The sequence below is a fragment of the Pseudomonas sp. TE21394 genome, assembly GCF_054057835.1.
In genome coordinates this window covers 4,028,562-4,040,901 of record NZ_JBSRZR010000001.1, presented here as the reverse complement: position 1 = coordinate 4,040,901, position 12,340 = coordinate 4,028,562, and the positions used below count along the sequence as shown (strand labels likewise).

Below are 12,340 nucleotides of genomic sequence, written 5' to 3'. Positions count from 1 at the left end.
GACGCGCAAAAAAAGCGCCTCACGTTTCCGCGAAGCGCATTTGGCAACCTACCCAACAAAATAACCGCACCCAACGACAACTTCAATCAGTGTTCAGTTCTTTTATTTTTACAAGCTGGGCGGCGTGCCCGGTATGATCCAAGAATTTTAGCAAGTCCGCATACTGGATACACAGTGTTTCGGTGTTAACCAGCGGATGAAAACCAACCAAATCATCAGTATGCAGTGCATCATCAATCAGTACTGTGACGAGACGTTGCTGATCATTGACCAGTGCGAAAGGCGACACGGCACCAGGCATCATCCCCATTACGTCCATCAGTCGCTGAGGCGATGCCAACGATAGTTTGTTGACCCCGATATGGGAGGACAGTTCAGACAAATCGACACTTTTGAGTTCATCGACAATCAACAAGAAATACGCCGTAGCTTTGCGATTGCGGAGAAATAAGCATTTGACATTCTGCCCAGGAAATACGATGCCTGCCTCATGAAAGTCAGCGATAGCCCCCAGAGCTGGATGCTCGACTTTCTCGTAACCGATATTCAGTTTGTGCAAAAGTTCGTACAGCTCATCAACCTGCATAATCCTCAACCTTCAAATAGCAATAAAGCATCAACCCCAAACATCCGAGAAGCACTCCAATTGGCTCGGAGCCATTAAGAATTATGCTTCTGAGGCTACTCAGCGCCGCTACCTTCAATCCAGTGGACTATCAAGCGGCCTGGACCTGTTCAGTGATGACTGTGCCTATATCATTGGCATAAGGAAAGCTATTTATTCTAAGCTTGCGTAAGAGAAACTAATTATCGGAGTGTCCTCATGAACCTCATCCACCCTCAGATCGCTGCGTTTACCGCTGTTCTGGAGGAAAGCACGTTCGAAGCTGCCGCACGTCGCTTATCGGTGACGCCCTCGGCCGTATCCCAACGTATTAAAGCTTTGGAGGATCGGATTGGCCAGGTCTTGGTGGTCCGCCAGACTCCCTGCAAACCGACCCCTGCTGGTGAGCGTTTACTCAGGCGCGTTCGACCAATGCAGATTTTGGAAGCAGAAGCGTTGGCTGACTTCCTTCCCGACAAGAATGCTGCCACCTTTGCTAGCTCAATCCCGATAGCGGTCAATGAAGACTCGCTGTCCACCTGGTTGATCAGAGCCTTAGCGGACCTGCATTTGCAATCCGGATTCGTCTTTGATGTGCAGCGTGACGACCAAGACCACACGTTAGAGTTTTTGAAGGATGGCACCGTTTTGGGGGTTATAACCTCTGAAGCAGAGCCTCTGCAAGGCTGCGAAGTCCACCCCCTTGGCATCATGCGCTACCATGCAATCGCATCCCCGGAGTTTGCAGCCAGATACTTCAGCTCAGGTATGAACGCCATGACCCTCGCCAAGGCACCGATGATTGTTTATGACCGAAAAGACGATCTGCAGTGGCGATTCATTCGTAAAATAACCCGAGCCCGGCTCAATCCACCCGTGCACTACTTACCTACAGCAATTCGCTTCATTGAAGCCTCAGAGCGAAACATGGGCTGGTGCATAGCTGCGGAAGGTCTGTTTGAAGAAGCTGCGAGCCAGAATCGCGTGGTGAACATAGCCCCGGCCTATTTTTTAGACGTGCCTATCTACTGGCAGCATGCCGCTGTACGGTCAACGACCCTCCAAAAAATCACCAAGGCCATGCAAGCTGCAGCAGCCACAATGCTGCGTCAGAGATCTGGAGAAGCCTAGCCTCCTTGTTTTATCTCCCATTGCGCCGCAGGGGGGGGTAAGGCCCTTCAGAATAGCCATGGAGAGCCTAGCCTCCTGGCTTACCTACGTTAAAGCGAAGGCAATCTGGCCCCCTCAGGATCAAATATCACGTCGGTAAGAAACGGGTTTTATACATTAGATTTTCTTAACATGCTTAAGAAGGTATAGCTTTTCTTACGACCCCGAGGGGCGCACTATGCTACTCCAAGCTGAGTTATACCGCCTCCCCGCACCTCGCGACCCGGTACTCAGCACAGCCGAGCGAAAATCGCTGCCCGTGCAGATCTTTACACGCCATGGAATGCAGCCCCCTTCTTCGCTCAGCAATACAGGAAGCCCCAGGACGACTAACCGACCTACCTCTCGACCTACAAAAAATACAATTTCAACAGCTTTTATAAAGCCTCGAGAATACAAAAATGAAGCACTTTAATCTTGAGCCCTTTGCTTCCTTTGCAATTATGGAGGCAGTACATGTCTAGCGAGCAGCTCAATCGGGCCTTGAAAAGCCGTCACCTTTTCATGATCTCCTTAGGCGGGGTAATTGGTACAGGCCTCTTTATGGGGGCAGGAGTTACATTGGGGCAGAGCGGCCCGGCGGGTGCGGTAGTCGCCTACCTTTTTGCAGGCCTGTTGATGTACATGGTTATGGCTTGCTTGGCCGAACTTTCCGTCCATATGCCTGTTTCAGGCGCCTTCCAAGCTCATGCAACACATTTCATTGGCCCTGCCACCGGATTCATGATCGGATGGGTGTATTGGCTCAGTTGGGTTGCTACCGTCGGATTAGAATTCACAGCCGCTGGTATTTTGATGGCTCGCTGGTATCCTGACGTGCCGGTCTGGATATGGTCCGGCGCTTTCGCTACCGTGCTGTTCTTATTGAACGCGCTGACTACCCGAGCCTTCGGTGAGGCTGAGTTCTGGTTCTCGGGGGTCAAAGTACTGGCCATCATTGTATTCATTATGGTAGGCGGCTTGGCCATTTTCGGCATCATCCCATTCGCCAATGGACAAGCTGCACCCTACGCCAACAACTTTTTGGAAAGTGGCTTATTCCCTAAAGGGTTGACTGCCGTTTTGCCCGTTCTGATGGCGGTAGTCTATGCATTTCAAGGATGCGAAATCATCGGCGTTGCCGCCGGCGAGGCCGATGCACCTGAAAAAACAATCCCCCGCGCAGTTCGCAATGTGGTGTTCCGCGTAATCTTCTTCTACATCCTAGCTATCGTCGTCCTGGCCGCTATCATCCCATGGCAACAGGCGGGTGTAATCGAAAGTCCATTCGTGCAAGTATTTGATATGGTAGGCATTCCATATGCTGCCGACATCATGAACCTAGTCATTTTGACAGCTATCCTTTCTGTCGGAAATTCTGGTTTGTATGCCTCGACTCGCATCCTTTGGGCGATGTCCAAAACCAATATGGCGCCGCAGATTTTCAGCAAACTGAGTCGGCGCGGCGTGCCGGTCTATGCACTGCTTATCAGCCTAGGCTTTGCTTTACTGTCCCTGCTCTCTAGTGTTATTGCTGCGGGCAGTTTGTTTGTCATTTTAATGGCCGTGGCGGGGATTGCCACCACGACCTCTTGGATTGTCATTGCTCTGGCACACTACAAGTTCCGTAGAAATTATGTGGCTAAAGGGGGAAAAATTTCTGAGTTAAAGTATGCTGCTCCGCTATTTCCAGTACTGCCGATAGCATGTATTGGCATATGTGTTGCCATTCTCGGTTTTTTGGCCATTGATCCAACGCAACGCATCTCATTCTGCTGGGGCTTCGCTTTCATAGCCGCCTGTTATGTCTGTCATTTCTTGATGAGCAGAAGAAATAAAAAAGTTTCGCATGCGATTTTCGAGCCTCAACGCTAGGCTATCAGCCCTGCTAAGATGATAAGTTGGAGGCGGACCAACACGGCCCGCTTCCAACGATACAAACGAAAGGAGAACAAATTGCTTACCTTAATTGCTGCCGGTACTGGTAAAGGGTTCAAACTTAACGCTGGGCAACTGCTGAAGGTTGTTGATCCTGAAGGTGGACAAATTTGCGACTTAATGGCCTATACGCCGGACGGGCTGGATCGCCTGCACAACGGCCGGACTTTCGATTACAACTCGAAAGTCACCCTGTCGACCGGCGATGCCCTGTGGTCCAGCGCAAGCAAAAAAATGCTGACCATCATCGCAGACGAAGTCGGCCGGCATGATTTCCTTTATGCCGCATGCAGCCTTGAAATGTATCAGATCCAATACGGGGTCAAAGGTCATCATCCCAACTGCACAGAAAACCTCACTGGCGCTCTTCAAGAGCACGGCATTACTCCAGGCTTGCTCCCGACACCCTTCAACATTTTCCAAAATGCATCCATTGTGGACGGCGAGTTGGTACTTGCAGCTCCCCTGTCTAAACCTGGTCAAAGCATCACTCTGAGAGCAGAAATGGATTTGGTAATTGCGTTGTCGGCCTGTCCTGCCTCCGTCTGCAACGGCGGTGGAGCGACAAAGCCCGTTGCGTTTGAAGTTATCGATCCAGCTTGAGTCCATACCTATGAGCTCCGGGGGGGGGGGGCTACTCCCCTCCCCGCGCTTGAGAAAAAGCAAGATTACAAAAAACCACCATTCAGTGACCCAGCCATGCATATGTCCGTAGATTCCGAGTTTCCTCCTCATCACCTTAATCAGAACGCCCTAGAGAGGGGGATCAAGGAACACATATTTACGCACCTTGTACCGGTTGTGGATCGCAAGGCGGGTCAGCTTGATGATGTGTTCATCTCGGTAAAGGACAACATTGACGTAGCGGGATTGGTAACCACCGCTGGCGCGCAGGCATTTGCTGGGAACGCCCCAGCGATTGCCGACGCGCCTCTCGTTAAGAGCCTCAAGGACCACGGTGCCACGGTCATCGCCAAATCCAATATGACGGAGTTTGCTTACTCCGCGACGGGAATTAACAAAGCCTTTGGAACGCCTCGAAACCCCTGGAGCAGCGATGGCGAACATCGCATTCCTGGGGGGTCCAGCAGTGGTGCGGCAGTAGCCATAGCGCTCGGTTTGGGGAATGCCGCGATCGGCACGGACACAGCTGGCTCTGCCAGAATACCGGCGGCGCTGTGTGGAGTAGTGGGTTTTCAACCTCGGCAATCCCGGATCTGTCTGGATGGGGTTATCCCATTGTCCACGACCTATGACTGCGTTGGAGTTTTAGCCAACACTGTTGCAATGGTGGCTCGTGTTTTCAACTGTATCGCCGCCCCAAGCTCAATCAAATATAGCTCCATGCCAAAAAGTGGAGGCCCGATTCGTGTTCTCTGGCCTACCAACCATGTCAATGGTCCTAGCGACGTGCATGACTCTGCCGTTTCCATTACATTCGATGCAGCTGTCGCAAAACTGTCCTCGATGGGAGTGGAAATTCACCGGAGAGATTTATCGATTCTTCCTCGCGCACTTGAAATGCTGTCAGAGGGAGGCCTTACAGCTCCTGAGGCTGTTAAATTCCATCAGCCGCATTTCGAGCGACTGAAACACCAATATGATCAGTACACTCTTGACAGGCTAGAGAATGGGCAGCGCTGCACGGAGGCCAGATATCAAGCGTTGCTCGCCAAACGGGCACTGTTAATCTCCGAGGCAGTAGAATTGTTTCAAGGATTCGACGCTGTTATCTACCCAACGTGCCCAATCATCGCACCTCGGCTAAGCGAGATTCGTACCTCAGCGGATCAAGAACACTTTGATACACTTTTGTTGTGGAACACCGCCGTCTCTAATGTGCTGAACTTGCCTGCCATCAGTATCCCCTGCAATAACTCTGGACAAGCACCGGTTGGCCTTTCCCTTATGACCACCGGTTCTGAGGAAGTGCTGCTCGATTTAGCATCGGTGGTAGACCATCTCCTCCACAGTCGTGATTATTGAACTCAGGGTGCTGGACTCGTTAAATTTACATAACGGTCTTTATGGCGAAGCTACGAGAATATGTTGATGGGGTACTCCCTGCTATGCGATGGATGGCAGACGCTGAGCAAGCGCCCTGGTTACACCCGTTTAATACATGCTGGACAGCTCTACAATCTCGGGTCACCTCTGCGATTAGGTGAACCGCTCTGCACTGAGCGACCGAAAAACTATCCGCACAGTACATCGCGAATGCGAATAGGCATCTCATCAGCACGTGCTCAGCCAACCGATCTATCTAAGCATTCACTCATATGACTGGGACGACACGATCATCATCAATGATGTGACCGACAAGTTTTTCTTGTACCAGATCGACAATCAGGCCTTTAAATTGAGTCCTGAAGAATGCCAATACATACCGACCACCAACAACCCAAGCCAGCCGGGCGACCCCATTGCTCACTCCTGCGACGGTCATCCTCTGGCATTCATTGCGCTCACAAGGGATCTCAGCAATGGCTATGAGTTGCTGCATCAGAACTACATCGGTAAGCCTGCGCCAAGGTGGTCTACCCCTGGGCGGTCTTTTTCTGTAGCAACATGACTGAACAGGATGTGGAGGACCTCTTCGAGTTGGCATCGTCAAAACCACTCTCGAAAGCCCTCACCCATGACCAGGACTGGCGTTATCAAAGTCACCTACGTGGCAGGCATGCGAGTTGTTCCAGAAATCGCTGACCTGATGCACACCCTTCAACGCATTGGGATCGATGTCTTCGTTGTGTCCGCGGGCTTTGAGCCGCTCGCGGAGGTTATCGCTACCAGACCGGAATTCGGCTACAGCATCCTTCTAACCGGTCTATGGACTGCGGCTCGAAACCTCAGCGGCCGGCACATACATTGCCCAAGCCAAGAAGGGCCATCCACTGTCCTATCGCGAAGGCAAACCGGAAGTCATTCGCAAATACATCGCACCGCGGCGAGAGGGCCGCGATCCGATATTTGTAGCCGGAGACAGCAACTCCGATTTCGGAAATTTCAGCATGCTTCCAAGGGTGTCTCTTGGCTTGATCGTGAATCATCTGAGCACTGGCGATTTCGGTCGGGTCTCAGCTGAAGCGGCAAAAACACTGGGTCGCCGGACGCTCGGTGGGTCTTGCAAGGCGTCGACGAAAACATTGGCTTGTGGAGCCCGACAGAGTCCATCACCAATGTAGGCGACACCCAAGCCTACCTAGGCTCTCCCAATCTCCCCGGCCAGCCGTGAGACCTGGCTCTTGGCCGACATGCCCACGGCTTTGATCAATACGTCGCCAAAGCGTGTTGAAACGCCTTGGTTATAGGCCTGTTAGTTAAGACCGCCATCGCTTCTAGGCAGTGCGTCGTGGCTCAAGAAGCCCTTGGAGAGTCGCAGCTTGGGGATTTCTCCATGTCGTTGCGTACAGACCATGCCTCCCAATATTTTCACAGCCATTAAAAAAGAGTACTTTTATCGGAGCCTAAACTTTCTGAATCGCCAACAGACCAAAATAAATCTCTGTTGATGGCCTTCAAAAATTTTCAGCCCTCAGTACCGCTAGCGCTTTTCAGAAAGTCTAGCCAACAATAAAGCGACATAGACAAAACCTTCAGCGAATCAGATTCCGCCTATTATATTGCCCCCAAGACACCGAAAGAACCTTCAAAACATTTAAAAATCTCATAAATTTTACTTTCATTATCAATCACCTTGCTGTAACTTTAAAATCGCGCAATACTTGCACCCACTATTTACACATCAGGTGAAGTACAGCCCCATAACCCAGCCAACACCGAAGCTACAATTTTCCTATGGCTGCCTGGCAAATACTGCATCAGTTAGGACGCCACGAAAAGTTATTTCTTCTAACGCAGGATAAGGTCTCCTAATGGACAATATAGACCGCAGTCAATCACGTCCTCGACCCGAAACCTGGAAAATACCCTGATCAAATCCCAGATCTGCAAATGTACCTACTCCGCGATTTCGCTGGGATCTACAATGTCCATAGTACTCTTTAACGGTTACCAGTCTTTGAAGTGAGCATAATTCAGAGCGTTCACCGCCTGCACGACCTAGCTTAATCGACGCTGGCAAGCGTCGATTAAGTCTACCTATGCGGGATAATTTCTTTCAACATCAGGCAACGAACCAAACGAAGGGGGCCGTTCAATCTGGCATTTAGTACACTGCATGATAGTTATAGCAGCCATCTCAAGCAATTTTAGTTACCATAAACATCAAACTTGAAGTAATTACGTTGGATACTTTGGTATTCACCACTTTCCCTGACAGCAACAATCGCCCGATTAAACCGCTCCCTCAGCTCCTTATCTCCTTTACGTACGGCGATGCCGACGCCCTCACCAAAATACTTCGGATCATTTAAAGCTTCGCCTGCGAACGCATACCCCTTGCCGTTCGCAGTGTCCAGAAAACCTATCTGGACGGCGACATCGTCACCTTGGACTGCATCGAGCCGCCCCGCTATCAGATCCAGGTAGGCTTCGTTCAGCGAAGCATAACGTATCACTTGTGCGCCTGCTTGAGAGAGCACCTCGGTGGCGAAGCGGTCATGTATTGTGGCTCGCTGTACTCCGACGCGCTTACCTGATAAGCCGGTGAAGTCTTTTCCCAACTCAGTGCCTTCGAGCATTACCAAACGCCCGAAACTTTGATAATAACGCTGAGTGAAATCCACTGACTTCCTACGCTCGTCCGTAATAGTCAGCGAGGAAAGCACTGCGTCAATCTTTTTCACTTTAAGCGCTGGAATTAGTCCATCGAACTCTTGCTCGACCCACTGGCATTTTACCTGCATTTTAGCGCACAATGCGTTACCGATATCATAGTCGAAACCAACAATTTGACCGGCCGGATTCTTTGACGCAAAAGGCGGGTAAGCAGCTTCAATACCAATACGCAAAATTTCACCACCCCAAGCCTGAGAAGCGAGACAAAACGCTAAAGCAACGCAAATGTATAGCTTTGATATGGATTTCATGACATCGCCGCAAAAGAAAGATCACTAAAAATTAAGTAATAGCAAATTACTCTAGGCAAAAGATGCTAAGCAACAACAGTAGCCGCTTATACCCGGGCATTCAGCTAAACGAAACACTACGCAAATCCGAACAATCGCTAATAAAACCCCAGAGCAAAAACCAACGATTAATTAATCAGAAATTATGGAGAAGCTGTCCGGCTTTACGATTGGCCAGCGGTTTAGCTCCAGCCAAGAGCGCGACCCGTTGTCCTGTGCGTACCAACTTAAATAAGGGTTGCACCACTACTACGCCGTCTACGTCACTGCGAATGGGAATTCGAGTGCAACTTAAGGAACCCCCAACTGGAATAAGTTCACCAATCAACTCTCCGCACAGAACCTGCTCTCCACTACGCTTCTTCCATGCCAGAATTCCGTTGCCGGGTGATAATAGATGGCTCGCCCCCTCTAACGGGTAAATCTGAGGACGATCGAGAGGATGATTCGATTCAAAATCCAAACGTATCAACCCCTCCTTTGCGAGGAACCGCAACAAACCCATAGCATCTTCGCGGGCCAGCTCATCGTCCACATCAGCTTGTCCGCGTAGCTCTACGGTAGCAGCGAACGGCCGATCAGAAGGATCTCTAAGCCTGTTTTCGATCAACCAGTTCCACGGGCGGTTACACGACTCATCGAAGGGTTGGCCGCCTGCTCCGTCCTCTAGAAACACGATCTTAATTTTCATGGACTCGGCCAACTTGAGCGCACGACTCTGCTGTGCACGGGTGGAGTAGAGGTGCAGTTCACCCGCGGTGTCGCAATGTAGATCAATCACCACGTCATGCTGCAAAGCCTCGCCTAAGAGCACGCGACGTATCGTACTTACGGTATCAACCGCTGGCAGAGAATCCGAAGCGGTTTTTAGTCGCTGTGCCGGAGAAAGCTGCGCACCTGGATTCCCTTCCAGCTGTGCTTCTAAAACTGGCAGGAGGTCCGGAAAATTGCGGTTAAAGTTTTCCCCGTTTGCCAAATTGAAGCGCCCGGTCCAAGCTCCTAGAACGTTCTGTGTCATACCCACTGGATTCGCGCATGGGCAAATGACAACGCGCCCCAGAATCCGACCCTCATTGCTGAGTTCCAACAGCATTTGAAGCAGGTGCTGAACAACTAGCAGGCCTGGATGCTCGTCTGCGTGCAGGCCTGCTTGAATGTACGCACTGCGCGAACTACCTTCGCCACTAAACTCGTGCATCTGGAGCTGTAAAGTTTGACATGGACCTAGCGGTGGCAGATCTATGGAGCGGGAGTGGATAGGCATTATTGAGCCTCAGCTAGCAAAATGGATGCAAATCACAAAATTTATCCAAAGGATGGAGGGAGTAAATAGACGTTGCTGCGGTGGCGCCAGGCCGGCACGTCCAAGATCATTTGAGGCTGCCGGAGAGAAATTGCTTTAGGCGATCCGACTTTGGATTCGCCAGCACACTTTTTGGGCAACCACGCTCTTCTACAATGCCCTTATGCAGGAACACCAACTGGTTGGAAACCTCACGTGCAAAGCCCATTTCGTGGGTTACAACAACCATAGTGCGCCCTTCCTGAGCCAAGTCCTGCATGACCTTGAGAACATCCCCGACCAGCTCCGGATCCAGCGCCGAGGTCGGTTCGTCAAACAGCATAACCTCTGGCTCCATGGCAAGTGCGCGGGCGATTGCCACACGTTGTTGCTCTCCACCGGACATGTGAGCCGGATACGCCCCCTTTCGATGAGCAACACCGACCTTAGCGAGGTAGTGCTCGGCCTTCTCAATGGCATCCTTCTTTGAAACACCCAGGACATGGACTGGCGCCTCGATTACATTTTCCAAAGCGCTCATGTGAGACCACAGGTTGAAATGCTGGAAAACCATCGAGAGACGCGAGCGCATCCGTTGCAGCTGATTAGAATCAACGGCCCTAAGACCTGCGTCATTTGTAGATACTAGCTTTAGTTCCTCCCCATTGAGAATGATTCTTCCACTGCAAGGCTGCTCTAGCATGTTAATGCATCGGAGGAAAGTGCTCTTACCCGACCCGCTCGAACCGATGATACTGATAACATCGCCTGCCCGCGCCTCCAAGGAAATACCCTTTAATACTTCATGGCTTCCATAGCGCTTATGCAGATCTAAAACTTGAAGTTTGTGCATAGCATTACGCCCTAATAAATTGTAAAAAGTCAGGCCTTGCGTGGCGCAAGATAAGCCAAATATCGACGTTCGGCGATTTTAAACAGACGCAATAAAACTAACGTCAAACTCAGATAAAGGAGTCCTGCGGTGATAAATGCCTCAAACGGCAGGTAGTACTGCGAATTAACCGTGCGTGCAGCACCGGTAATATCAACTAATGTCACCATGGACGCCAGGCTAGTGGTATGAAGCATCATAATCACTTCATTACTATACTGCGGCAGGGCACGGCGAATAGCAGAGGGCAGCAGAATACGCCGATAAAATTTATTACGTGACATACCTACGGCTTTTGCAGCTTCAATCTCACCATAAGGAGTAGCTCTGATGCTGCCAGCCAAGATCTCCGCCGTATAGGCACTGGTATTCACTGCAAATGCCAAGCATGCACAGAAAGTAGCGTCAGATAAATAAGGCCAAAATATGCTATTACGTACCGTCTCAAACTGCGCGAGACCGTAATAAATGAGGAAGAGCTGTACCAACATTGGCGTCCCACGGATCGCATATGTGTAAAGCCACGAAGGAAAGCTTATCCAAAACCGTTTGGACACCCTCATAAGGGCTAGCGGCACCGCAGCAGTCAGGCCAAATGCTAGAGATAAAACCATGAGTTTAAGAGTCGTTAGAACACCACCGAAGTAGAGAGGCAGGTTCTCCCAGACGATATTGTAATCGAAAATCATAGGTTTGCCGCCTTTATGCCTACTGAGTAATGCCGTTCGACAAAGCGGAGCACCAACAGGGAAATACTCGTCAGCACTAAATAAAGAGCTGCTACCGCCAAAAAGAATGTGAAAGGCTCTCGAGTTGCATCTGCGGCACTTTTAGCTTTAAACATCGCGTCCTGAAGCCCCACTACAGAGATAAGAGCCGTAGCTTTTGTCAATACCAACCAATTGTTGGTAAAGCCAGGGATCGCCAGCCGTATCATCTGCGGCACTAAGACGCGGAAGAATACTTTTTTAGGGCTCATTCCAAAAGCGAGACCAGCTTCGTTTTGGCCTCTCGGAATTGCCATGAAGGCTCCTCGGAAAGTCTCTGAAAGATAGGCTCCAAATATGAATCCAAGAGTGAAGACACCAGACCAAAATTGATTCAGGTCGATGTAGGCGTCATATCCAACCATAGGGGCTAATAAATTCACCATTTGCTGCCCGCCATAGAAGATAAGGAGAATCAACACAAGGTCCGGAATACCGCGGACCACAGTAGCGTATGTTTCCCCTAGACAGGCCACCCACGCAACAGGAGAAAGTCTGAAGGCCGCGCCAAGAAGACCGAGCAGCACTGCTAGAGTTATTGACGAGATGGCCAGCAAGAAGGTGAGCCAGGCACCATCGAGAATAGATGAGACATAACCATTGAGCATGATCTAGGTCCTACGCGGTGACCCGGTATCTACCGAAGAACACCGTCACAGCATAAAGTTTGACACAACC

11 protein-coding genes and 1 pseudogene are annotated in these 12,340 nt (G+C 50.5%); 5 read left to right on the top strand and 7 right to left on the bottom strand.

Features of this window, described 5'->3' with window-relative positions; genetic code table 11:
• Positions 1 to 82: 82 nt before the first annotated feature.
• Complete coding sequence (locus ACVWZT_RS18400; protein WP_457470652.1) at positions 83 to 586, bottom strand: prolyl-tRNA synthetase associated domain-containing protein; 504 nt, start codon at positions 584 to 586, stop codon at positions 83 to 85.
• Between the two features lie 237 nt (positions 587 to 823).
• On the opposite strand from ACVWZT_RS18400, the gene ACVWZT_RS18395 reads away from it, so the two are divergent.
• The 5 genes from ACVWZT_RS18395 to ACVWZT_RS18375 all read left to right on the top strand — a co-directional run bounded on the left by ACVWZT_RS18395 (position 824) and on the right by ACVWZT_RS18375 (position 6,263).
• The gene (locus ACVWZT_RS18395) at positions 824 to 1,735 is read left to right on the top strand and encodes a LysR family transcriptional regulator ArgP (RefSeq protein ID WP_457470651.1); all 912 of its coding nucleotides are present in this window, start codon (positions 824 to 826) and stop codon (positions 1,733 to 1,735) included.
• 495 nt (positions 1,736 to 2,230) lie between these two features.
• Entirely contained in the window at positions 2,231 to 3,628 is a 1,398-nt protein-coding gene (locus ACVWZT_RS18390; RefSeq protein WP_457470650.1) for an amino acid permease, read from the top strand.
• A gap of 81 nt (positions 3,629 to 3,709) precedes the next feature.
• Positions 3,710 to 4,294 (top strand): DUF1989 domain-containing protein, encoded by a 585-nt coding sequence (locus ACVWZT_RS18385; RefSeq protein ID WP_457470648.1) that lies wholly within the window; start codon positions 3,710 to 3,712, stop codon positions 4,292 to 4,294.
• Positions 4,295 to 4,390: 96 nt separating this feature from the next.
• A complete protein-coding gene (locus tag ACVWZT_RS18380) occupies positions 4,391 to 5,677 on the top strand; it encodes an amidase family protein (protein WP_457470646.1) in 1,287 nt (428 codons plus the stop codon).
• 256 nt (positions 5,678 to 5,933) lie between these two features.
• Complete coding sequence (locus ACVWZT_RS18375; RefSeq protein WP_457470644.1) at positions 5,934 to 6,263, top strand: hypothetical protein; 330 nt, start codon at positions 5,934 to 5,936, stop codon at positions 6,261 to 6,263.
• 642 nt (positions 6,264 to 6,905) lie between these two features.
• Here ACVWZT_RS18375 and ACVWZT_RS18370 read toward each other — a convergent pair.
• From ACVWZT_RS18370 to ACVWZT_RS18345, 6 genes and pseudogenes are all read right to left on the bottom strand, one after another.
• Positions 6,906 to 7,077: pseudogene (locus ACVWZT_RS18370) on the bottom strand (IS256 family transposase); the annotation flags it as partial.
• A gap of 825 nt (positions 7,078 to 7,902) precedes the next feature.
• On the bottom strand, positions 7,903 to 8,673 hold the full coding sequence (locus tag ACVWZT_RS18365) for an ABC transporter substrate-binding protein (protein ID WP_457472100.1): 771 nt from the start codon (positions 8,671 to 8,673) through the stop codon (positions 7,903 to 7,905).
• 184 nt (positions 8,674 to 8,857) lie between these two features.
• Positions 8,858 to 9,985, bottom strand: a complete 1,128-nt coding sequence (locus ACVWZT_RS18360; protein ID WP_457470642.1) for a succinylglutamate desuccinylase/aspartoacylase family protein — start codon at positions 9,983 to 9,985, stop codon at positions 8,858 to 8,860.
• A gap of 106 nt (positions 9,986 to 10,091) precedes the next feature.
• Entirely contained in the window at positions 10,092 to 10,856 is a 765-nt protein-coding gene (locus ACVWZT_RS18355) for an ABC transporter ATP-binding protein (RefSeq protein WP_457470641.1), read from the bottom strand.
• A 29-nt stretch (positions 10,857 to 10,885) separates the two neighbouring features.
• Positions 10,886 to 11,584, bottom strand: coding sequence for an ABC transporter permease (locus ACVWZT_RS18350; protein ID WP_457470639.1), 699 nt, complete (start codon positions 11,582 to 11,584; stop codon positions 10,886 to 10,888).
• Entirely contained in the window at positions 11,581 to 12,270 is a 690-nt protein-coding gene (locus ACVWZT_RS18345) for an ABC transporter permease (RefSeq protein WP_457470637.1), read from the bottom strand. Before ACVWZT_RS18345 ends, ACVWZT_RS18350 begins: the two co-directional genes overlap by 4 nt.
• Between the last annotated feature and the right edge of the window lie 70 nt (positions 12,271 to 12,340).